This is a genomic window from Pseudomonas sp. RGM2987, from assembly GCF_022952855.1.
In the GTDB taxonomy this organism is placed as follows: domain Bacteria; phylum Pseudomonadota; class Gammaproteobacteria; order Pseudomonadales; family Pseudomonadaceae; genus Aquipseudomonas.
The window spans coordinates 210,449-233,409 of record NZ_JALJDX010000222.1 but is presented as its reverse complement, the minus strand read 5'-3'; the positions used below and the strand labels follow the sequence as shown (position 1 = coordinate 233,409).

The 22,961-nt window shown below is 62.5% G+C and carries 17 protein-coding genes; 3 read left to right on the top strand and 14 right to left on the bottom strand.

Annotated elements, in window-relative coordinates; translation table 11 throughout:
- Positions 1-17: 17 nt before the first annotated feature.
- Together RGM2987_RS27225 and RGM2987_RS27220 are read right to left on the bottom strand one after the other, a co-directional pair.
- On the bottom strand, positions 18-809 hold the full coding sequence (locus RGM2987_RS27225) for a TIM barrel protein (protein ID WP_245146042.1): 792 nt from the start codon (positions 807-809) through the stop codon (positions 18-20).
- Positions 806-1,828 (bottom strand): Gfo/Idh/MocA family oxidoreductase, encoded by a 1,023-nt coding sequence (locus tag RGM2987_RS27220; protein WP_245146041.1) that lies wholly within the window; start codon positions 1,826-1,828, stop codon positions 806-808. The genes RGM2987_RS27225 and RGM2987_RS27220 overlap by 4 nt, the downstream gene beginning before the upstream one ends.
- 189 nt (positions 1,829-2,017) lie before the next feature.
- Here RGM2987_RS27220 and RGM2987_RS27215 point away from each other — a divergent pair, with 189 nt between their 5' ends.
- Entirely contained in the window at positions 2,018-4,024 is a 2,007-nt protein-coding gene (locus tag RGM2987_RS27215) for a sigma 54-interacting transcriptional regulator (RefSeq protein ID WP_245146172.1), read from the top strand.
- A 25-nt stretch (positions 4,025-4,049) separates the two neighbouring features.
- On the opposite strand, the gene RGM2987_RS27210 is transcribed toward RGM2987_RS27215, so the two are convergent.
- Positions 4,050-5,816 carry a S8/S53 family peptidase gene (locus RGM2987_RS27210; protein ID WP_245146027.1) on the bottom strand — a complete coding sequence of 589 codons (1,767 nt, stop codon included), beginning with the start codon at positions 5,814-5,816 and terminating at the stop codon, positions 4,050-4,052.
- 85 nt (positions 5,817-5,901) lie between these two features.
- Complete coding sequence (gstA, locus tag RGM2987_RS27205; protein WP_245146025.1) at positions 5,902-6,513, bottom strand: glutathione transferase GstA; 612 nt, start codon at positions 6,511-6,513, stop codon at positions 5,902-5,904.
- Between the two features lie 123 nt (positions 6,514-6,636).
- Between gstA and RGM2987_RS27200 the strand changes: the two genes are divergently transcribed.
- The gene (locus RGM2987_RS27200; RefSeq protein WP_245146024.1) at positions 6,637-7,590 is read left to right on the top strand and encodes a transcriptional regulator GcvA; all 954 of its coding nucleotides are present in this window, start codon (positions 6,637-6,639) and stop codon (positions 7,588-7,590) included.
- Here the strand turns inward: RGM2987_RS27200 and RGM2987_RS27195 are convergent.
- From RGM2987_RS27195 to RGM2987_RS27185, 3 genes are all read right to left on the bottom strand, one after another.
- Positions 7,570-8,781, bottom strand: a complete 1,212-nt coding sequence (locus tag RGM2987_RS27195) for a multidrug effflux MFS transporter (RefSeq protein WP_245146022.1) — start codon at positions 8,779-8,781, stop codon at positions 7,570-7,572. The two genes, RGM2987_RS27200 and RGM2987_RS27195, sit on opposite strands and share 21 nt — an antisense overlap.
- Before the next feature lie 180 nt (positions 8,782-8,961).
- Positions 8,962-10,161, bottom strand: coding sequence for an MFS transporter (locus RGM2987_RS27190; protein WP_245146020.1), 1,200 nt, complete (start codon positions 10,159-10,161; stop codon positions 8,962-8,964).
- Positions 10,158-11,354: a serine hydrolase domain-containing protein gene (locus RGM2987_RS27185; protein WP_245146019.1), complete on the bottom strand. Its 1,197-nt coding sequence runs from the start codon at positions 11,352-11,354 to the stop codon at positions 10,158-10,160. Before RGM2987_RS27185 ends, RGM2987_RS27190 begins: the two co-directional genes overlap by 4 nt.
- Before the next feature lie 131 nt (positions 11,355-11,485).
- On the opposite strand from RGM2987_RS27185, the gene RGM2987_RS27180 reads away from it, so the two are divergent.
- A complete protein-coding gene (locus RGM2987_RS27180) occupies positions 11,486-12,364 on the top strand; it encodes a LysR family transcriptional regulator (protein ID WP_245146018.1) in 879 nt (292 codons plus the stop codon).
- A 36-nt stretch (positions 12,365-12,400) separates the two neighbouring features.
- Here the strand turns inward: RGM2987_RS27180 and RGM2987_RS27175 are convergent, their stop codons facing one another.
- The 7 genes from RGM2987_RS27175 to RGM2987_RS27145 all read right to left on the bottom strand — a co-directional run bounded on the left by RGM2987_RS27175 (position 12,401) and on the right by RGM2987_RS27145 (position 22,905).
- Complete coding sequence (locus RGM2987_RS27175; RefSeq protein WP_245146017.1) at positions 12,401-13,378, bottom strand: aliphatic sulfonate ABC transporter substrate-binding protein; 978 nt, start codon at positions 13,376-13,378, stop codon at positions 12,401-12,403.
- A gap of 109 nt (positions 13,379-13,487) precedes the next feature.
- Positions 13,488-15,989, bottom strand: coding sequence for a TonB-dependent receptor (locus tag RGM2987_RS27170; protein ID WP_245146016.1), 2,502 nt, complete (start codon positions 15,987-15,989; stop codon positions 13,488-13,490).
- Positions 15,990-16,025: 36 nt separating this feature from the next.
- Positions 16,026-16,523 (bottom strand): RidA family protein, encoded by a 498-nt coding sequence (locus tag RGM2987_RS27165; protein ID WP_245146015.1) that lies wholly within the window; start codon positions 16,521-16,523, stop codon positions 16,026-16,028.
- 38 nt (positions 16,524-16,561) lie between these two features.
- Complete coding sequence (locus tag RGM2987_RS27160) at positions 16,562-18,136, bottom strand: FAD-dependent oxidoreductase (RefSeq protein WP_245146013.1); 1,575 nt, start codon at positions 18,134-18,136, stop codon at positions 16,562-16,564.
- A gap of 35 nt (positions 18,137-18,171) precedes the next feature.
- Positions 18,172-20,304 (bottom strand): TonB-dependent receptor, encoded by a 2,133-nt coding sequence (locus RGM2987_RS27155; RefSeq protein ID WP_245146011.1) that lies wholly within the window; start codon positions 20,302-20,304, stop codon positions 18,172-18,174.
- 457 nt (positions 20,305-20,761) lie between these two features.
- Entirely contained in the window at positions 20,762-21,721 is a 960-nt protein-coding gene (locus tag RGM2987_RS27150; protein ID WP_245146009.1) for a D-isomer specific 2-hydroxyacid dehydrogenase family protein, read from the bottom strand.
- A complete protein-coding gene (locus RGM2987_RS27145) occupies positions 21,718-22,905 on the bottom strand; it encodes an acyl-CoA dehydrogenase family protein (protein WP_245146007.1) in 1,188 nt (395 codons plus the stop codon). The genes RGM2987_RS27150 and RGM2987_RS27145 overlap by 4 nt, the downstream gene beginning before the upstream one ends.
- Positions 22,906-22,961 lie beyond the last annotated feature (56 nt).

Here is a 22,961-nt window from a genome sequence, read left to right as displayed (position 1 = left end):
TCCGAGGTACCGCCGTTTCATCCGTCCAGCGTAAAGGCTTGCCGGAATCGTTCCAGTGCTGCTTCGCTGTCGCCACTGGCCCAGCCCTCAAGGCCGACGACACCGCGATAGCCTATCTCGAACAGCGCCTTGGCGATGGCCGGGTAATGGATTTCGCCAGTACCCGGTTCCATGCGTCCGGGAACGTCGGCGACCTGGATTTCACCGATGGCGCTGCCCGCGCGCTGGATCAGTTCGATCAGGTTTCCTTCGCCGATCTGCGCATGGTAAAGGTCCAGATTCATCTTCAAATGCGGGCTGCCTACGGCTTCGATCAGCGCCAAGGTATCGTCGGCACGGGCGAATGGCGTGCCGGGATGATCCACCTCGGTGTTGAGGTTTTCCAGCAGGAACACTCGGCCCGCGTCTTCGCCCAGGCGAGCGATCTTCTCCAGGGTCTTGCAGGCGCTCAGCCACATGCGCCCGGTAGTGAGGGCCACCGGTTTGACCGGCAGGCCCTGGTCGCCCAGGCCCGTGCCGTGCAGGTTGAGGCTCGGGCAATTCAAGCGGGCGGCGACGGCCAGTGACTCCCGCGCGCTGTCGAGCAGTTGCCGGATGTCCTCGGGGTCGGTCAGGTTGCCGGCGATGTAGCCGGTCATCGAAGTGAAGTCAGCGCCGGTGGCAACCAGGGCGGCGATGTCTTTCTGGGTCCAGTCCCAGATTTCGGCGCTGAAACCCAGCGCATGGATTCGCTCGACCCGTTCGGTGAACGGCAGGTCGAGGAATACCATCTCGGCGCTGATCGCCAGTTTGAACGGCGAGAAACTCATGGGCGGCCTCCCTGCACGCGCACTGGCTGGCCCTGTTGGTAAGACTCGATGCAGGCACGGGCAATGGCCAGGGCGGCCCGGGCGTCTTCACCGCTGGCGATGGGTTTGTTACCCGTGCGCAGGCAGTCGACAAAATGGTTGAGCTCGGCCACGTAGGCATCACGCAGCAGGTCGGTGTCCAGGCGCTGGGTATCAGCCTGCACGCCCGAGGACAGGTAGCGCACCAGGTCCGAGTCATTGACGCCGCCCATGGTCAGCATGCCGGCGCTGCCGAACACCTCGCCGCGAACGTCGTAGCCATACACGGCCTGGAAATTCGCCTCGGCGGTGGCGAGGGCGCCGTTGTCGAAACGCAGGCTCACCAGGGCGGTGTCGAGGAATCCCTTGTCTTTGAACTGCGGGGCGATCAGCGCATCGGCCTGCACAAACACTTCGACCACTTCGGCACCGGGATTGAGGTAGCGCAAGGTGTCGAAGTCATGGATCAGCGTTTCCAGAAAGATCACCCATTGCGGTGAGTTGGCCGGATTGTTCAGCGCCGGGTCGCGGGTCAGCGAGCGCAGCAGTTGCGGGGTTCCGATCCGTCCTGCGACCACGTCCAGGTGGGCGCTGCGAAAGCTTTTGGCAAAGCGCCGATTGAAGCCCACTTGCAAGGTCACCCGGGCGTCGGCAGCGGCGGCGATGGCGCGATCGGCTTCGTCGAGGGTGATGGCCATGGGTTTTTCACAGAAGACACTTTTGCCGGCTCGGGCTGCGGCAATCACCAGTTCGGCGTGGCTGCGGGCCGGGGCGGCGATCAGTACGCCGTCGATTTGCGGATCGTCGAGCAGTTGTTGCGGGTCGGTATAGACCCGTTCCACGTCCAACTCCGCTGCCAGTCTGGCGGCCTGGCTGGCTGTCGGATCGGCAATGGCGGCCAGGCAGGCACCGGGAATGTGTCGCGCCGCCGTCAGGCCGTGGAAGCTGCCCATGCGGCCTGCGCCGATGAGGCCGAGACGAATGCACTTGGATTTGCTCATGTTCATGAATCCCCTTTTTTATTGTTCAGCTGGAGTGTCCTGGCTGCTGGAGGGGTAGGGAGCAAACCCTGTGCCAGACTGTAACGAATTGATAAGTAAGGTTTTCTCAATTCGCATAGCTTAAAAAGTGTCTATTTTCATGACATGCCTATACTGGACATGTCTAGAAAATGAACATAGGGAATGAATATGATCCCGGAGCCCATCGCGGTCAGCGAGCCAGACCTCGACTACATCACCGCACTCGGTCCAGCAGCGTTGAACGAAGGACCGATTGCCGAGTTGGAACAGGCCTGGCTGGCGTGCCTGAACGGGCAAGTCGAGCGACCTGCCTGCGTCAGGCAGGTGATATGGGATTCCTGGCTACGCAGCGTCGGTGCCGACATTGATCCCGAGGATGGCGCGTATCGTTTTATCGATCCGCATGCCCTGGCTGCAACGCAGGCCGCCCACCGGGTGATGATTGCCGCCGCGGCCGAGGTCATGCGCGGCTTGTTGGCCTACAACCCCAGGGGCCATATCAACCTGACCGATGCCGAAGGCACGACGCTGTATTTCTGCGGCCTCGACCTGACGCCAGTGGGCAGCCGTTTGCTGGAGTCTGTGCAGGGCACCAACTGCACGGGGCTGGCGCTGGCCGAGGATCGCCTGGTCTACGTGTTGGCGGAGGAAAACTTCGGTGCCGGCCTCAGACGTCGACGCATGCATTGCGCCGCCGCGCCCGTCCGCGATGCCCAGGGCCGTACGCAAGCCATCCTGACCCTGACCGCCGAGCCGGGGTGGTTTCATTTCCACACCCTGGGCACGGTGCAGGCCGCCGCCGAAGCCGTCTCGCGGCAGATGGCGCTCCAGGCGTTGCTCAAGGAGCAACAGACCGTCCTTGAAGTGCTCAACGAAGGCTTGGTCGTGCTGGATGAACGGGGTTGCATCCGCGCCATCAACGGCTACGCCCGACAGTTGTTCCGCGTTGGCAACGACCTGCTGGGCAGCCCGTTCCGGCACTTGGGCCAGAGCGAGCTGAGCGATGAGATACTGCTGCGTGGCGGCCAAGGCCCACGGGATCTGGATTGCACCTTTGAACTGCACGATCGCAGCGCCTTGGCGTGCCAGGTGTCGGTGTGTTCACTGGAGTGGGGCGGATGCGTGGTTTCGCTGCGGGAGAACCGGCGCATCCGCGAAATCACCCGGCGGATCATCGGCACCCAGGCCAGCTACACCTTCGACACCATCCAGGGCCATTCCCGCGCCATCCAAGACGCGTTGCACCTTGGACGAATCGCCAGTCGCAGCGACTCGACCACGCTGATCCTCGGTGAGAGCGGCACCGGCAAGGAGTTGTTCGCCCAGGCGATCCATAACGCCAGCGACCGGCGCAGTGGCCCATTCGTGGCGGTCAACTGCGGGGCGATTCCGCGAGAGCTGGTGCAGAGCGAATTGTTCGGGCATGTCGAGGGCGCCTTCACCGGTTCGGCGCGTGGCGGGTCAGCCGGCAAGTTCGAACTGGCCGATGGCGGCACGATCTTCCTCGACGAGATCGGCGACATGTCCTTTGGTGCCCAGGTCAGCCTGCTGCGGGTGCTGCAAGAGGGCGAAGTCACGCGGGTCGGGGCAAAAAAATCCCAGCAGGTGAACGTACGCATCATCGCCGCCACCCACCGCAACCTGAGCCAGGCGGTGGCCGACGGGGCGTTTCGCGAAGACCTTTACTATCGGCTCAACGTGCTGAACCTGACGGTGCCGCCACTGCGCATGCGCCGCGACGATGTGCCCTTGCTGGCGCAGCATTTCCTCAAGCGTTGCGCCCGCACGTTGCGCAAATCGGTGCGAGGTATTTCGCCACCGGCCCTGGATATCCTGTCGGTGTACCACTGGCCGGGCAATGTGCGTGAGCTGGAAAACATCATCGAGCGTGCGACCAACCTGGCAACCACCGAACAGATCGAACCGGATGACCTGCCGCTGGAAATCCGCCAAGGCGTACGGCCTTCGTCGCCAGGGCATGTACCTGAGCGTCCGACCACCCTGGGCCTGGATGCCCATGAAATGCAGGCGATCATCGCGGCCCTCAAGGCAACCCGCGGCAACATCCGCCTGGCTGCCAGGCAGCTGAATGTTTCCCGGGGCGGGTTGTACAACAAGATGAGTCGGTTCGGGCTCAGTGCAGAGGCTTTTCGTGCAGGGACGGACGTTCCTTGAGATCAGGGCCTGCGGCGTAGCTCAATCAACGCACCCGCCGCCGACTCTGCTCCGCCAGATCGAGCGCCTTATACATGTCCAGCCGCGCCGAACGGCCCACGTCCTTGTCGTTGAGCTGGTAGTTGCGCTCCGACGGCAGGATCGGCGCGGTGAGGTCTTCGGCGTCCATTCGTTCGAAGTCGTGGTTGTCGCCGATGGTCATCGCGCTGCGGCGCAGCAACATGCGCAATTGCTCGGGTTGCAGTTGCGGGTTGATGGAGAGCATCGCCGCCACCAGGCCGGTGACCATCGGCGTGGCATAGGAGGTGCCGCAATGCACGGCGCCGTCCTGGCCTGCCTCGGTTGTCGAGGCGTGGGTGCAGGCGGCGGCGGTGATGTCGACGCGCATGTCGATGTTCGAGGAGCTGCGCTTGACCGCATAGGCCGGGTCGTCGACGGCGACCCCAGCGCGCTCGCTGCGCTGGTGGCCGCCGACCACCAGCAGTTGTTCCGTGATGAAGGAGGAGGGCAGGCGGTACTCATCGCTGCCCGAGAACGATGAGCCGTTGCCGGCGGAATTCACCACCACCACGTCGGGATGTTCCTTGCGCAGCCAGAGAAAAAATTCCTCCAGCAGTTCCTCGTAGCCGCCCATGGCAATGCCTGAGCGCAGCAGGGAATCCACATCATCGCCTTTGACGTTTTTCGCGCCGACGCGATGAATGCCCCAGCTCCAGTTGAGCACGCGTACGCCGTCTTCCACGAGGTTGACCGAGGCGGCGATGTTGGCGGTGATGCCGGCATCGGAGTTGCGCTCGACGATCACCTCGAAGCCACCACTTGCCTTGTCCAGGCCACGAAGAAAACCGCTGTTGCCGCCATCGTTCCAGCGTGCGGCGAGAATGCCGGCGACGGTGCTGCCGTGGTTGTCCGGCTTGTCTGCATCGCGTGCGTAGACACAGGTGCGCGGTGCCGAGCACGCCCCGACGTAGTCGGCAAAATCCGCCGTGTCGAAATCCACGTCACGCTCGATCAGGCCGATGCGCACCGGCTGCGGGCGGATGGGGTCCTGTCGGCCGGGGATGCGCCGCAGGTAGTAGTTCACTGCATCGAGGAAACGGTTCGCGGCCCATTCATCGGAGTCCGGGGCCGGTTTCTGCGGTTCTTCAGGATGGGGCGTGGCCTGCTCGGCTTCTTCTGCGGCGGACTCCTCGATCACCACGGCGTCCACGCTGGTTTCGCTGCCCAGGCGCAGTACCAATGCATCGCGTTGCATCAGGTCCGCGGCCGGCAACTGCAGTTGATAGACATTCAGTGGCGCGATGCTACCCACCACCTTGGCCCCGTACTTCTCGGCCAGGCGTTCGGCTTCCTGGCGGCCATCGTGGTTTTCCTCGATCAACAGGCTGACCAGGTTGACGTAGGTGGTCAGGCCGTCCATGTTCTTCGCCACTTCATCCGGCCCGGCGGCCACTACATGACTGTTGCGCAGGGTCAGCCAGGCGGCATTGCTCAGGCGCGGTCCGTCCTCCAGCCAGAGCGGACCGCTCTGGTAATCGGCGCTGTCCAGGCGCAACCGCAGGTTTTGCCCGTCGCGCTGGACGGCATCGGCGGGCAGTGGCTTGCTCCCCAGTTTCAATTGCGGCATCGAAGGCCCCAACCCGCGCACGGTCAGACACCATTGCTGGTGCTGGCTTTGCAGCAAGTCGCCACAACGTTTCAGGCTTTCCAGGCGCAGTGGCTCCTGCGCGGCGATTGCGCCGTGGCTAGCCAGAGTGAGCAATGTTGCGAGGGCAATAGGGCGTAGCAGCATGGTCGGGTTTCTAGCCAAAGGGTTCAGTTGTTCGGACCGCCGCAGCGCGCGCTTCGTTCAGGACAGGCTCCGTCAACAGCCTCTGTCAGACCGGTAGCGTGGCCTCTTCTGCCGCAATGGCCGCCCGGACACTGGGGCGCGCCTCGATACGCGCCATGAACGACGCCAACGCGGGCCACTGCTTGATATCGATGTTGAAGAACGGCAGCCATTTGAGGACGCTGAACAAATAACTGTCGGCCAAACCGAAGGTGTTCATCAGGTAATCCTGGTGTCGCAGCGATTCAGTCAGGTAGTCGAGGCGCTTGAACAGTTTCTGTTTGAAGACGGCTTTGGTGGGCTCCGGGATATCGGCGTTGAACAGCGGGGCGCAAGCGCTGTGAATCTCTGTGGCGATGAAGTTCAGCCACTCTTGCAGTCGAACCCGTTCCCACGTGCCGTTCGCCGGTGCCAGTGTGTTGCCTGGGACGAGGTCCGCCAGATACTGGAGGATCGCCGGCCCCTCAGTCAGCACCTTACCGTCGTCCAGCACCAGCGCGGCGACGTAGCCTTTGGGATTGATGTCGAGGAAGTCCTGGCCGTCGGCGGTTTGCTTGGTCTTGTTGTTGACGCGGACCCATTCGAAGGCGATGCCCAGTTCTCGCAGCACGATATGCGGTGACAAAGAGCAGGTCAGGGGGGCGAAGTACAGTTTCATTTCCAGGTGGTCCTTGCTTGGGGATGAAGAAGCGTCGCCAGCATCCGCGAACGCTGGAGCCTTTCGCAAAGCACATTTCGAATGCTACGGTATGACAAAATCTCATGAGCGCCGCAAGCCCCGATGGCCGTCAGAATTCCTTCTCTTAATGGCTTGAAAGCCTTCGAATCCGCAGCCCGGCATATGAGTTTCACCCAGGCCGCACAAGAGCTGAACGTCACTCAGACCGCGATCAGCCACCAGATCAGACGACTCGAAGACGAACTTGGCGTTCGCCTGTTCCTGCGGGCCAAGGACGGTTTGACCCTGACCCAGGAAGGGCGGGCCTATTTGCCCGGGGTACGCTCGGCCTTCAACGAGCTGCGGCATTCGACCGAAAGCTTGTTGGGGCGCCGCGAGAACAACACGTTGACGATCAGCACCTTGGTTTCCTTCGCCTCCAAATGGCTATTGCCCAGGCTGGGGTCGTTTCAAGAGGCATTTGCGAATATCGACGTACGCGTAACGGCCTCGACCGAGTTGACGGATTTGCGCAAGGCCGGCATCGATGCCGCCATTCGTTACGGTCGTGGTGACTGGCCGGGGTTGCGTGCCGACCCGCTGATGTCCGATGAAATATTCCCGGTGTGCAGCCCGCGGTTATTGGAGGGTCCCAACGCGTTGGAAGCGCCGGCTGACCTGGCCCGCCACACATTGCTGCAGGTCAGTGGGATGACCGGTGATGACTGGAACCTGTGGCTGGACGCAGCGGGTCAACCGCAGGAGCTGGCCGAGGGCTCGCGGCTGACCTTCGATCTGGCAATGATGGCCGTTCAGGCGGCGATCGATGGCTTGGGCGTCTGCATCGGACGCTCAACTTACGTCGATGAAGACCTGAAGGCGGGCAGGTTGGTGGCGCCTTTTGACTTGAAGCTGAAGTCCGATCTCGGCTTCTATCTGGTAACGCCGCTTGAGAGTGCCAATTCTACTAAGGTGCAAGCATTCAGGGGCTGGTTGATAGAGCAAGTAGACACCACACCCCCTGTGGGAGCCGAGCTTGCTCGCGATAGCGGTGGGTCAGCTTGGACGACCTCGTAGAAGAAACAAGACCATCGCCACCAGGCAGGCGACCAATTGGATTCCGCCCAACGTCGTGACCGGCGCAAAAGCCAGCACCGAAGCCAGCCAGGTGCTCAGTGCGGCTGCGCCCATGGAGATAAAACCGAGCAGCGCGGAAGCCATCCCGGCCTCTTTGCCGAATGGGCCCATGGCGATTGCCGTGCCCAGCGGGTTGGCCAGCCCCATGCCCCACAGGAAAGTAACCATCGAGAGCGCGTACCAGCCAAGGCTTGGATCGGCCGACCCGGCGAGCAGCAGGCCGCCACCGGCCATGGCGCAGGCGATGCCCAGGATCGTGACGAAGCCAGCGCCGTAGCGGTGCGCCAGGCGCGGCGCGGCCATTCCGGCGGCGAACACGACAAATACCGTCGACGCAAAATAGAGACCGGTCTGTAACGAAGTCAGGCCGATCCCTTTCATCAGAATGGCGGGCGCGGCGGCGAACGAGGCGAACAGTCCGCTCATCAACAGACTCATGGAAAGGGTCGGAAGGATGAAGCGACTGTCTCGCGCCAATCGGGCATAGGCGAGCACCACGCTCTTGGCCGAATGCGGCGCCCGGCGATCGGCCGGGTGGGTCTCGCCCAGCCCCCGGACATAAAAGAACGCCAGCACCACCGCGGCCAGTCCCACCAAGATGAAAATCGCACGCCAGCCCAGCGTGACGGACAGCAGGCTGCCGGCCAGCGGCGAAAACCCCGGGGCGGCGGCGGTGGCGATCATGGTCAGCGACAAGGCGCGAGCCAGCGCCTCGCCCTCGAACAGGTCCCGGGCGATAGCCCGCGATAACACCGAGGCCGCACACACGCCCAGCGCCTGGACGACGCGTCCTGCGATCAGCATCTCAAGACTGGTGGCGAGCCCGCCAATCACCGTACCGACTACAAAAATCGCCAGCCCGCCCAGCACCAGCTTCTGGCGTCCGTAGCGATCGGCGAGCGGCCCGACGATCAACTGGCCCAAAGCGAAGGTGATGAAGTAACTGGACAGCGTCAGGCCCATTTCGCGAGCGCTCACCCCCAGGGCTTCACCGATGAGCGGGAAGGCGGGGAGGATGATGTTCGTGGAGAGCATGCCGATTGCTGCCAGGCCGGCGAGCAAGGCGACGATTCGCCCGGTGAGTGGCTGGACGGCTTGGTGGGCCTGGGTGTTTGCAACGGCTGTGGTCATGGATCTTACCTTTGGACGTTTTGCAGGTGCAGCTGCCTGGCTTCAGGGCGGCCGTAAAGTGGAGCGAGAGAATTGCTGTGTATGATGCTGGTAATATTTTGAGACGAATATGATGGTCATCATGTAATTCGTCAAGCTCAATATTCAGGGGATTGGGTATGCGGCGGTCCGAGTGAGCGTTCACGGAACCTTGGTGCACAACGGTAAAGATTGCGGCGCGGGATCCGGTTTCCGGGTGCCGTACACCAGCACCCGGGTGACAATCATCGCGGCCGCCAATGCGCAGAAGACCAGCCCGCTGATGATCGTCCCCTCCATTCCCATGCGCTCCAGGCACCATCCTCCGGCCGTTGCGCCGAGCGTCACGCCCAGGTTGATGAATGAGATATACAGTCCGGTGACGAACTCCGGGGCTTGCGGCGCCTCGGAGGTCAGCCAGACTTGCGTTACGATCAGGCCACTGGTGTGAGTGGCCCCCCAGAGGACCACGATCAGTACCATCGGCAGGATGTCCGGGCTGGCAAAGAAGTGCAGGATCAGATAGGCCATGCCCAGCATGAGAGGATGCATCAGCGTGGTGCCCACCTTGTTCCTGGAAAGCAGCCGACCCGCCAGCAGGTTACCGGCGACACCTCCCACGCCGAACAGGATCAACATTGCACTGATCACCTCACCATTCATGCCGGCTTCGCGGGAGAGGTATTCGGCACTATAGGAGTACACCGAAAACATCGCGCCGAAGATCAGCGTGGAGGCGGCGATGTTGAGCCACAGCGTAGGCTTGCGCAGAATCGCCAATTGCTCACCGTAGGGTGTCCGCTGGCCGGCAAACGTGTCGGGCAGGCGGGCAATGATGCCCAGGCCGGCGATTACATTGACCGCAGTGCAGAACAGGAAGGCTGCCTCGTAGGAAAAACGTGCGGCGATCCAGGTGGTGATGGGCATGCCGAGCACCATGCCCATGCTGGTGCCCACAAAGGCCTTGGCCGTAGCTTGTGTCGCCTGGTCCTTGGGATAGAGGGAGATCACCGCGACGAACGCCAGCGAGAAATACACCGGATGGAAGAACGCCGGGATGATCCGTAGGATCGCCAGTGTTTCATAGTTGGGCGCGAAGGCTGACAGCGCGCTGCTGCCCGCAAAGATGAACAGTGAGACGGTCAGGATCCGTTTACGGTTGTAGCGTGAGAACAGCAGAACCATGAACGGGCCGAACAACGCGATGACCAAGGCAAACAACCCCACCAGATAGCCGGCCTGCGATGCGCTGATGCCATAGCGTTCGATGATTACCGGCAGGATGCCGACCACCCCGAACTCGATGGTATAGACGCCGAATAACCCCAGGGCGATGAAGAAGAGAGGATTGAACATTTTCATGACCGGTCCTCAAGACGCCCGTAGACGGCATTGCACAGATCCACGGTGAACTGGCCGAACATGCCTTCGAAGGCAGTGTTGGTGAACGCTACAACGGACAGTTGCTGCACCGGATCGACGAACCACGAATGACCAAAGGCCCCGCCTAGGCGCCAGGTGCCGACGGACTCCGGTGCCTGTGCCGCTTGCGGATCGGACAACACGGTGAACCCCAGGCCGAAGCCACGGCCTGGCCAGTTGGCCAGTTCCAGGCTGCCGGTCTGCACGGTGCCCATTTCCTTGGCCAGGCTCGCCGGCATCAGTGCGCCACCACCCTGGCGCAGGGTCTCAAGCAGGGTGAGAAACTCTTCGGCGGAGCCGATCATCCCAGAGCCGCCGGAGTGATAGGCGTTGTCATCCAGCGCTCGATCTGCGTCCATCCGGATGCCGGCGGTGTTTTCGAAAACCTCTATCACCTCGACCCCCTTCATTCGCCGTGGAGCGGGGTCGTCATTGAGGTAGGCGGCCGTCAGGCGAGTGTGATCCACAACGTGGAAGCGGGTATCGGTCAGCCCCAGCGGCTCGCAAACCAGGCGCTCGACAGCCTCGCTCAGGCTGGTTTCACACACCCGCGCGATCAGCGCACCCAACACGTCGGTGGCGATCGAATAGCCCCAATCGGTGCCTGGGCGATACAGCAGCGGTGCGCTCGCCAGCCGGCGGATATTTTCATCGAGTGTCAGCGATGCTTTCTCCAGCCCATCGCATACACCGGCACGCGCGTACGCTCCGCCACCCGGGGCTTCGAGGAAACCGTAGCCCAGGCCCGCCGTATGGCTGAGCAACTGGCGTACGCTGATGGTGACGCGGGTGCCATCGGCCAGGGTCGGCTGGAATTCCGGCAGCCAGCGGGCGATGGGGTCGTCCAGGCCAATGCGGCCTTGGGCAACCAAGGCCACGGCCGCCGCCGAGGTGATGGGTTTGGTGACCGAGGAGAGCCGGAACAAGGCATCGGTGCGCATGGGGATGCCAGCCTCCCGGTCGGCCAGCCCGGCGGCCTGGCGATAGATGATTTCACCACGCCGGGCAACCACCACCACGGCCCCCACGAGGCGTTTGTCCTCGAGCGCGCTGTTCAAGGCAGCGTCGATTCGCGCCTGCATAGGTTCGGTGGCAACTGCACTGGATAAAACAATGGACGCTTTGACGGTCATGATCCCGATTCCCTGCTGGTAGTAGACGCCGTCATGCTAGGTCGCAGACGCCAGGGGAAACAGAGGCTAGAATTCCGGACACATCGGACGTTTCGTTCCGCAATTCAACGCGCGGAACTCAAGGAGAGTGCGTGGACAACCTCAGCGGAATCACGGTTTTCGTACAAGTTGCCGAAACCCGCAGTTTTGTCGCGGCGGGACGACAACTGGGCGTGTCGTCCTCGGCGGTTGGCAAAAGTATCGCGCGCCTGGAGCAGCGCCTGGGCGTCAGGCTCTTCCACCGCAGCACGCGAAGCATCAACCTGACGGCAGAAGGCATGCTGTTCCTGAACCGTTGCCAGCGTGTGCTCAACGAGCTGGAAGCGGCGGAGCTTGAACTGTCGAGCAACAGCAGCGAGCCTCGGGGCAAGTTGCGCGTGAGCCTGCCGTTGGCCGGACAGTTCCTGTTCACCTTGCTGTCCCGATTCGCCAAGCGCTACCCGGACATCCACCTGGAACTGGATTTCAGTGATCGCCTGGTGGATGTGGTAGAGGAGGGCTTCGACGCCGTGGTCAGGACCGGCGAGCTGAACGACTCGCGCCTGGTGGCGCGTCGGCTGGGTGCTTTTCGCTTTTTGCTGGTAGGGGCGCCGGCCTATTTCCAGACCCATGGCGCCCCCGCAGATGCCAGCGACCTGAGCCGTCATGACTGCCTTTTGTATCGGGTGCCGTCTACCGGAAAGCTGGAGCGCTGGCCGCTGCCGGACAGCGCCGCCAATGGTACACAGGACCTTCAGGCGGTGATGGTCTGCAACAACATCGACATGCTCTTGAATGCGGCCATGGAAGGGCGTGGCATCGCCTGCCTGCCCGAATTCGCCGTCAAGGAGGCTATTGAGGCCGGTGACCTTCAGGCCGTACTGACCGAGGAAGTGACCCGTACCATCCACTTCAGTGTCCTGTGGCCGCCCAACCGCTTCATCACCCCCAAGTTGCGCTGTTTCGTGGATTTCATCTCGTTGCATATGTGAGCATGGAAGCGACGTGGGATTCGGTCAGGCATCGTCTCAAGGTGCCCAGATCTCCACATCTTGGGCATTCACCGCCTTGGGCAGCAGTCCCGCAGTAAAAAAAGCATCGGCGATTTTCTGTTGTTCACCCAACTGATCGGCGGATACCGGCTGCACCTGGTAGCTGCGGTGAGCGTTGGCCGCCTCGACGGTTTCCACGTCGAGATTGCCCCATAGCGGGCCCAGGACTTGCGCTGCATCGCGGGGGTGGTTCTTGACCCAGGTCCCGGCTTCGTGCAGTTGTTCATAGACCAGCTTGAGCACCTCCGGGTGCGCCTTGGCATAGCGGGTACTGGTCAGGTAATAACGCTTGTAGCTGGCCAGGCCACCGCCGTCGGCCAGGGTTCGGGTCGGCAGTTGACGTTGCACGCCACTGAGGAAGGGTTCCCAGGTGACCCAGGCGTCGACCTTGTGGTTTTCGAACGCGGCCCTGCCGTCGGCGGGCGTCAGGTATGCAGGTTCGATGTCGGAGAATTTCAGGCCGGCCTTGTTCAGCGCGGCGATCAACAGGTAGTGAGCGCCGGCGGCTTTGGTGACCGCGACTTTCTTGCCCTTGAGATCCGCCAGTTGTTGTAGCGGCGAGTCTTTGCGCACCACGATGGCCTGGGCCGATGGCGAGGGCGCTTCCTGGGCGAAATAGGTCAGCTTGGCCTGGGCGGCCTGGGCGAAGATCGGCACGGTGTCCGCCACGTCGGCGCTGACGTCGATGTTGCCGACGTTCAACGCCTCCAGCAGTGGCAGGCCACTGGGAAACTCATGCCAGCTCACGTCGATGTTCGCGGCGGCCAGGGCTTTGTCCAGCTTGCCCTGGGTCTTGAGCAGGCTGATCAGGGTCGATGATTTCTGATAGCCGATGCGCAGCGTTTCCCGGGCTTGGGCCGGCAGGGTGAGAGAGGATAAAGCCAGGACGGCGATCACGCCAGCCAGGGTCGGGCGACGCACGATCGCCCCAAGGTTCTTGATGAGTTTCGACATGGCACACTCGAATTGAAAAGAGGAATGAGAAGGCTTGGGGAATCCTATTGTTCTAAAAAACTTTTTATAAATACTTTTTGGGCATTAGCTTAGGCGCCACCCGTGGGCATCAGAACGCATATTGCAGGCGGGTGTAGTAGTAACCGCCAGTGAAGCCGAAGGGCGAATAGCTGCCCCAGTTATCGCCGAACGAGGAGTTGCTGACGCCGATGTGGTCTGGGTATTTGTCGAACAGGTTCTGCGCGCCGACGGCGACGGTCAGTTGCTTGTTGATCGCATAGGCCACATCGAGGTCGGTGATCCATTTGGCTGAATACTCGCGGTCCAGGCTCGAGTCGCTCGAGCTGTTGACCTCGGTGTAGGTGCCGTAGCGGGTCAGTCGCAGGTTGACGTCGAAGTCGTTGATGGCCCAGTCGGCGGAAAAGATCATCTTGCTGCTGGGGGAGGTCTTGGTAATCAGCGCTCGCGACTGGCGCCCGAGCAGTTGGAAATCCCCCAGGGAGGTCAGCTGCGAGGGCGTGTCGTTGACGCTGAGAATCTTCGTGTGGTTGTAGTTCAGCGCGGCGGTCCAGCGCACCGAGCCGTAGCGCTCCAGGTTCTGCCGGTAGTTACCCACCACGTCGACACCGGAGGTCCGGGTGTTGGCGCCATTGGTGAAGTACTGCGCCCCGGCGGTGGCCGGTACGCCGATGTTGTCGAGCAGGGCGGCGACGCCTGGGCCCTGGAAGCGTTCGCTGAGCACCAGGCGGTCGCGCAGGTTGATCACGTAGCCGTCCACCGTCAGGCTCAGGTCATCGCTAGGCGTCAGGGCGAAGCCGAGGCTGAAGTTGGTGGAGCGTTCGGGTTTCAACGACTCGGCCCCGAGGGCTTGGGCACCTGCCGAATCCACCGGCAGGACCGCATAGTTATAGGCCTGGTAGACCCCGTTGATGGTGTCGAATCCGGTCGAACGGGCGGTAAAGATCTGGTTGGCCAGGGAGGGGGCGCGGAAGCCGTTGCTGACGGTACCGCGCACCGAGAACACCGGGTTGAATTCGTAGCGGGTGCTGAGCTTGCCGCTGCGGGTGCCGCCGACGCCTTCGTTGTAATGTTCATACCGCGCGGCCACGCCGAGGTACCACTGTTCGACGGGGTAGAAACCCAGGTCGATGTAGCTGGCGACGCTGTTGCGGCTGACTTTCTGCGCGTCCTCGGGGGTGATGCCGTTGGTGACCTGGGCGCCCGGATCGGGGCGTTCCCCGGCGCGCGGGTGGCCGACCGGGAATACGTAGCCCCCGTCGATGTAGGAGGCCTCGGAGCCGGCGCGGGTTTCGTAGCTTTCACGGCGGTGTTCGAAACCGAAGGCGACATCCAGCGGCTTCGCCAAGCCGATCTCATAGCTGTTTTTCAGGTCCAGGTTGCTGGTCAGCTGATCGGCGATGTAGATGCCGGAGGTGAACTTGTTCGGCGTGCTTTCCCCCAGTGACGGGTTCTGGTTGTTGTAGGTGCGTTGCTTGGCGTAGTTGCGCCCGTAGGTGCTGCTCAGGTCCCAGGCCCAACCACCGAAGTCCTCGCCCTTGGCGCCGAACGCGGACTGGAAATCGGTTTCGTTGACCAGCCAGTAGGGGCTGTAGCCGTCAGGGTAGCCATTAGGACCGGTGGTGATGGTGTTACGGCCACTGGGCAGGCGGAAGTTCTGGCCGTCGTTGTTCTCCCGGGTGGCGAGCGTGGAGAACGAGTAAAGCGTCACGGCGTCGTTCAGCGGCAGGTCGAGGTTGTAGCCAACATCCGCCAGTTGGCTGCGGGGCAGGCCGTAGCCCTTGTAGGTGTGGTGGCTGGCATCGGCCTCCCGTGGGTCGGGGGAACCGTCGGCCTGCGGGTAGTAATGGGCGCTGTAGCCGTTGCTGCCGGCCTTGTTGTCGCGCTCCTGGTAGCGGGTGTCGAACGAGACATTCAGTACACCGGCTTCGCCAATCTGGAAACCGTAGTTGAGCGCTTCCTGGGCCGTCCCGCGCTTGCCGTCGTAGCCCTGGCCGAGGGTGGTGTCGGAACTGCCGCCGGTGGTCTGCTTGAGGATGATATTGATCACCCCGGAGATCGCATCCGAGCCGTACTGCGCTGCAGCGCCGTCGCGCAACACCTCGATGTGGTCGATGGAGGCCACTGGGATCAGGTCAAGGTCGCTGGGCGCTGCGCCGCTGTTGATGCCGTTGATGTTCAACGTGGCGCTGGTGTGCCGGCGCTTGCCGTTGACCAGCACCAACACATGGGATGCGGTCAGCCCGCGCAGGGTCGCCGAGCGCACCACGCCGCTGGCGTCCCAACCGGCGCGGTCGGGCAGGTTGAAGGAAGGAATGAACTTGCTCAGCGCTTCCAGCAGGCTGGGTTTGCCCACGGCACGCAGTTGTTCGCCCGTCACCACATCAATGGGCGTCGGGCTGGTGGTGACGGTGCGTTGCGTGGCGCCACGGTTGCCGGTGACCACCACGGTGTCGAGGGTCGGCGAGCCGCTTTCGGCCGCTTCGAGATTGAACGAAGCAAGCCCGCAGGCAATGGACAGCGGCAGCAGTAACGGACGATAGACAGGCACGGCGAGGCGCCCGGCACGTAGGGCAGTTGAGTCGTTGTGCATGAGAGTGCAGCTCCTGGAGGTCGGCTGAGGTCCGTGTCACTGCTTGCGAGCGGCGACGGCTTCGATTTCCACCAGGCCGCCGGGCAGCGGCAAGGCGACGACTTGCACGGCGGTGCGTGCGGGCTTGTTCGGCTGTTCGGCGCTGCCGAAGAACGGCGTATAGCCTTGCTGCAACCCGGCGAAATCGAGCTTGCCGCCCTTGGCCGGATCGCCTACCAGGAACACTCGCAACTGCACCACATCCCCCAGATCCAACCCTTGGCTTTGCAACACGCCCTTGAGCTTGTTGAGGATCGAGGTGGTCTGGGTCGCGGTATCGCCATAGGCAGCGAACGAGTCTTTCGGCGCTTGCGGGTCATGCAGGTCGGCGAGCAGGCCGCTGACGAACAGCAGGTCGGTCTGGGCCGGCACCGACACGGCCAGGGAAATCGGAAAGTTGGAGTTGGGCAGGGCGATGCGCTTGATCTCGTCGGCCTGGCTGGTGAATGCGGTGGCGGTCATGAGCAGTCCTGTGAGCAATGTCAGGGTTTTCATCGGTAGGTCCCTTCTCGAAATGAATCAGGCGAAATGAATCAGGCGGCAACGCCCGATAGCTGGCGCTCGGCATGCCGGCCGATCAGCGAAACGATGCGCCGCGCCGAATCGGCCGCGGTGTTCTGCCAGATGCCGACCCCGCCATGGGCGAGGGCGTCGCTGGCCAGGTAAGTGCGGCCCTGGGGTTGGTTGAGAATCTGGTAGGCCTGCTCGCCTACCTCGTCGTTGACGATCCACGGGCCTTTGCTGAACGGCACCTTGGCCCAGTTGATCGCCACCGGTTTCTGCAACTTGGCGCTGTGACCGGGATGCAGCAGCTCGACGGCCTGGCGGGAGGAGGCGAACTGTTCGGCCAGGGATTTCTGACTGAAGGATTGCGCGGCCTCGCTGGTGTTGTAGGCCGCGACCAGGATGCCTTGGGCACTGTTCAGCCGGTCGCTGGGGTACCACAGGCCTTTGACTTCATGATCCAGGTAAGACAGCCCGCCGAAGATGTTGAAGTCGGTTTCCCAGAAGCGCGGCGACTGCCAGGCGACTTTGTTCGCCTGATCGCTTTGCGCGCTGAGGATCGCTTGCTTGAACGGTGCGGTGAAGTTGCTCGGCAGCTTCGCCAGCAAGGGCAGGGGCACGGTGACAATGGCGTAATCGGCGTTCAGGGTCTGGGTCTTGCCGCTCTGCCGGTCCCGGTAGGTAATGCGGCTGCCTTGCTCCGAGGTCTGGATGTCGCTGACTTCGGCGTGGAAGCGAATCGAATCCTTGAGCTGTTCGTAGAACGCATAGGGGATCCGGTCCATGCCGCCCACCGGTTGGAACATGGTCGAGGAAAACTCGGGAATTTCATCGAACACCAGCGCGCCCCAGAGCTTGGGATTGAGCAGCGTCTGCAACTCCAGCGGGGTGCGGGTGATCCCGGTTTGATCGCCGGCGCCGGGGATGCGGTTGTAGCCCGAGCGCACCGATCCTTTGTATTGGAAGTCGGCGTTGAGGTCGCCATAGACCTTGAGGAAATTCAACAAGGCCTGCCGGTCGTCCGCGCTCAGGTCCTGGTCCAGGGCCTTGCGGCTGACGGTGCGGGCCAGCAGTTCGGACAGTTGCCCACGGGTGTCGTTGACTGCCTGGCGCAACTGGAAGGCCGGTTGGCGGGTGTCTGGCAGGGCCAATGCGTTACGACTGCTGTTGACCAGTACTTGCAGCTCCACGCCCAACTCGCGGCAGTAGCCGAGGATCGTCTGGTGATGGCTGGGGATGCGCGCAGGGCCCGCATTGAAGAACTGCCCGTCATCGAAATCCACGGTCTGGCTGATGCCATCGTCGAACTCGACCCGGGTGCCACGTCGCAAGGTCCAGTTGCGCCCGCCGACCCGTTCGCGGGCTTCGAGGACCGTCACACTGAAGCCGGCCTTGCGCAACTCATAGGCGCTGACCAGGCCGGAAATGCCGGCGCCGATTACCACCACCTGTTTGCCTTTGCCACTGCTGCCCAACTGCAACGGCGCGAACGTTGACGCGACGGCCTGAGGCGTGAGCCCCAATGCACCGAGGGCGCCGACGGCGGCGGAATAACCGCCGACCGCGGCAATCCGGGAAATCATTTGCCTGCGGGTGAAAGCCATAAAAGTGCTCCTTGGCATGTTTGCCTATCTGCGGGTCAGAGGTCGTAGCGCACGGACAGCAACAGGGTTCGTGGGTCGTTGAGCGAGTAGTAGCGGGCGCCGCTGGAAGGGATGTAGCCGACCGACTGCGGATAGGCGCGATCCAGCAGGTTTTTCACCGACAGGGTGGTGGTCCAGTGACCGTCGCCGGAGATGTAGCGGGTGTTGGCGTTCCAGAAGGTCTGCTGGGGGATTTCCTGGACGTCATCGTTCAAGGCGTTGGCATAGGACTTGGTCTGGAACTGCGCATCGGTGCCGGCCAGCCAGGTGCCGGGCAAACCGGCCGGGATGGTGTAGTTGAGGCCGACACTGGTGTTCCAGCGCGGCGAGTACACCAGTTGTTGGCCGTTGGCATCGACCCCGGCGCCGCCAGCGTTTTCAAAGTCGTCGTACTGGCTTTGCAGATAGCCGAGGTTGAAGGTCAGTTGCAGGTCGTTGGTCAGGGCACTGAGGGTTTCCAGCTCGACCCCGTAGGTGTGGGCCTGGCCGACGTTGGTCCGCAGGCTGACACCCAGCGCCGGGTCATAGGCGTTGGTTTGCAGGTCCTTGTAGTCGTTGTAGAACAGCGCGAGGTTGGCGCGCAGGCGACGGTCGAAGAAATCGCCCTTGAAGCCGGTTTCCCAGGTGGTCACGTTTTCCGGAGAGAACGCCTGCTCAGCGGCGGCCTGGGTCGGCGCACGGTTATCATAGCCGCCGGCCTTGAAGCCTTTGGCGACATAGGCGTATTGGTTCAGGTGCGGTGTCCAGGCGTACTCGAAGCCGAGTTTCGGGCTGGTGGACTGCCAGGATTTGCTCGAGTCGGCGCTGAAGTTGGTGCCGGTGATGTCCCGGTTGGTGGTGATCGCGTAGTTGCTGTAGTCGAAGTTCTTGTGTTCGCGGGTGAACCGCAGCCCGGCGATCAGCGACAGTTGTTGCGTGACCTTGTAGCTGCCCTGACCATACAACGCGTAGCTTTCGGTGCTGGTGGTGCTGTACTGGCCCTGGCCGATCACTCGGTTGCGGGCAACCGAATAGGTCAGGTTGTCCCGCTCGGCTTCGAACTTCTCCCGGTACAGGTACAGGCCGGTGCTGAAACTGAAGTCGTCGTAGTCGCCGTTGAGCTGGAACTCCTGGGTGGCGTAGTCCTGGTTATAGGTGATCAGGTTGTTCTGGATCAGCGCCGCCTGCCCCGAGTTGTCATAGTCCACGGGCTGGTTGAAAGCCGAGTAGGCGGTCACCGACTTGAAGTTCAGGTGGTCGTCGATGGCGTAGATCGCCCGCAGCACCGAACTGCCCTGGTCGAGACGGTTTTTCGGGTTGAGGCTGCTGTAGCTCCTGAACTTGTCGAAGTGGCCATCGGCATCGAATGGCGTGTAGCTGGTGGTGTCGCCGCGGTCGAAGGTGCCGGCCAGCGTCAGCTGCACATCCCACCGCGAATCGATGGGGTTGAAGCGCAGCTTGCCGCGGTACGACTGCAGGTCGACGTTGTTCACGTCCTCGCCTCGGGTGGGGTTGGAGACCGTGCCGTCGCGGGTCAGGCGAATCGCTGAAAAACTGCCGAACAAGGTGTTGTCCACCAGTGGCCCGCTGATCAGCAGCCGGCCGTTCTGCGCGTTGTAGTTGCCGGCGCCGAGCTCGAAGAAACCACGGGTTTCCTGGGTCGGATCGCGAGTGATCACGCGGATCGCGCCAGCGCTGCTGTTACGTCCGTACAGGGTGCCCTGGGGGCCGCGCAGGACCTCGACGCGCTCGACATCGTTGAAGTCGAGCATCGAGGAAATCGCCCGCGGGATGTACAGGTCATCGGCATAGACCGCCACGGCCGACTCCTGGATCGGATCGGTTTCGCCAATGCCACGAATGCCGTAGGTCTGGGCGCTGTAGGAGATCGACTGGCGGCTGAGGGTCAGGTTCGGCACTTGCCCGGACAGGTCGCGGATGCTCTTGATCTGCTTGTCTTCCAAGGCGTTTTCATCGAACGCCGAGATCGCCAGCGGGGCCTTTTGCAGGTCTTCGCTGCGATGTTCAGCGGTGACCGTGACCACGGGCAGCGCCCCCTCCCTGGTGCTTTCTTCGGCATGTGCCGACAACCCGAACAGGGCCAGCGATACGGCCAGCGTCAGGCGGTTTGAAGTGAAGGTGTTGTGCATGGTGAACCCCAGGATGTAGGTGCGGTGTTGGCGTGATCTTTTTTTTAGGCAAAGCGTTGCCATAGGCATGATTTGAAAGTCATGGCGGCGGTGGCTTTAGCCGTTATCAGGTTTGGGTGTGGCAATTGACCGTGGAGTGGTGTCGGCCGCAAAACACGCAGTTTCAAGGGCCTCCACCTGGTCAGGGGTCGGTGATGGTTGTAACAGTATGGGTATAAGTGATGGCTGTAAAAGTCCGATTGGCTATAAGCTAATTATAAAAATTGGACATTAAGTTCGTTGTTTTGATGCGTAAAGCTGATGCTGAATTTGGTGGCTGCACAAAAAAACCTGTGGGAGCGGGCTTGCTCGCGAAGGCGTCGTATCAGACAACCAAGACGTTGAATGACACTCCGCTTTCGCGAGCAAGCCCGCTCCCACAGGGGGTTGTAGTATTTCAGTGCAAATGAATGGGGGATCAGTACCCGCGCTGTGCGTTCGCCAGGTTCTCCAGTGTCGATCCCTCCAGAAAACGCTCCAGATTGGCCAGGAAGCTGTCGGCAATTTCATAACGACTGTTGGTGGAGATTGCCGAGGTATGGGGCGACAGTCGCACCCGTGGGTGGGTATAGAGAGGATGCCCGTCCGGCAGTGGCTCAGGCTCGGTGACGTCCAATGAAGCGAGGCCGATGCGCCCGCTGTCCAGGGCTTCAAGCAAAGCCCCGTGGTCGAGCAGACCGCCTCGGGCAATGTTGATCAGGTGCAGGCCCGGTTTGGCACTGGCAAGCACCGCGCCGTCGACGATATGCCGTGTGGCATCGGTCAGGGGCGCGGCCAGTACCAGATGATCGGATTGGGAAAACAGCTCATGGATGTCCCGCGCGGCCTCGACACCCTCGACCTCGAATGGCGCCTGGCTCTGACGCAGCGCCACCACCTTGATCCCCAGCGCACGGGCCTTGGTCGCCAGGCTGTGGCCTATTGCGCCAAAGCCGAGAATTCCCAAGGTGCTGCCCTTGAGCGGCCTCAGGGCGGTGAAATTCCATTGCGCGTCATGCACCCAGATGTCCGGCAGATGCTTGGCAGCGGCGAAAATCGCCGCCAGGGCGAACTCGGCGATGTTGTCCGCGGCGCTGCCCCGGGAGGTGCTTACCGGCGGGCCGTCGAACAGCCATTTGGGGTAGAAGTCGATCCCCGACGAGACCACCTGCACCCACTTCAAACCGTAGGGCCAACCCGGCGGCGGCGTCTGCGGTGCCTCGTAGCCGCGAACGTTGATCGGTCGAGCCAGCAGAACCCCGACGTCAGCCGCCAGGTCACTGGGCACGCCGCCCGGTACATCGCGCACCTCGACGCCCGGGTGCGTGTGCTCCAGGCGTTGGCGAATCACATCGTTGAAATCTTTATCCAGCTGGCTGGCAATCACGAGGCTGCTCATGGGGCGTCCTTTTTCTGGCGTTGGGCAAACACGGCTTTGCCGACGCCTTGCAGCACGGCGTCGTTTTGCGGGGTGTGGACGCGACCGCAGAGTACGTCGCGGTAATGCCGTTGCAGCGGATTGTGGCGTGACAGGCCGGGATTGCCGGACGCCTCGATGGCCAGCTCGACCGCCCGGATGGCGTTGCCGGTCACCAGGTACTTCAACTGCGCGGCGTGGTTGCCTGCGGTGAGTCCTGCGGCGGCGGCATCCAGCAGGCTGCGGTTGGCGAACAGCAGCGTGTCGATGTGCCCGACGGTTTCCTGAAAGCGCGGCAGCGTCGACAACGCAGCGCCGAGATTGGACGGCTTGCGCTGTTCCAGCCAACCCACCAGCCAATCCCGCGCGGCTTGGGCGACGCCGTCGTAGACCGCCGACAGCAACACTGACATCCACAGGAAGCCCTCGCTATCGAGCTCCGGCTGCGGTGCGCTCCATGGACTGACACTGACCGCGTGGTCCAGTGGCACCAGCACGTTGTCGAACGACACCTCATGGCTGCAAGTGGCGCGCATGCCCAGGTGGTCCCAGTCTTCGATGATGCTGATCCCGGGCGTGTCCTTGTGCACCAGCCAGGCGCCCACCAATGGGTCTTCATCGGTGCTACGGGCCCAGACGCTGAACCAGGTCAGGCCGTGGCTGCCGGTGGAGTAGATCTTGCGCCCGCTGATGCGCCAGCCCTCGGAGGTCCGGCGGGCAATCGTCGCCGGCAGGCCGCCACGGGCCGGGGTGCCCAAGTCGGGCTCGACGCGCAGGGCATTGATCAACGCGCCATCGCGTACAGCATCGCGGGCCACTCGCAGGCGCAATGCTTCGGGCCAGGTGCGGCTGTCCTGCAAGCGCGAATGCTGGAGGTACTGCATCACCAGGATCAGCGCAGTGGAGGGCTCGCCCTTGGCGACGGCGCTGATGACCTGGCGCGCCTGCGCCAGGCTGGCCCCGCCACCGCCCAACGCCTTGGGCACCGTGAGGGCCACCAGCCCATGTTCGTGCAGCAGCTTGAAGTTGGCCTGGGGAAAGTCGCCGCTCTCGTCGTAGACGTGAGCCGTGGCAGCCAGTTGTTTGCCGAGGCGTTCGAGCAATGAATCGAAGTCAGCGGCATCGACCGATTGCAGCAACGGCGAAAGTGAAGAGGAACGACTCATGGTGAGTTCACTCGATCAAAAAGGTGAATATCACTGCTTGCCGCTGGGAGGGTGGT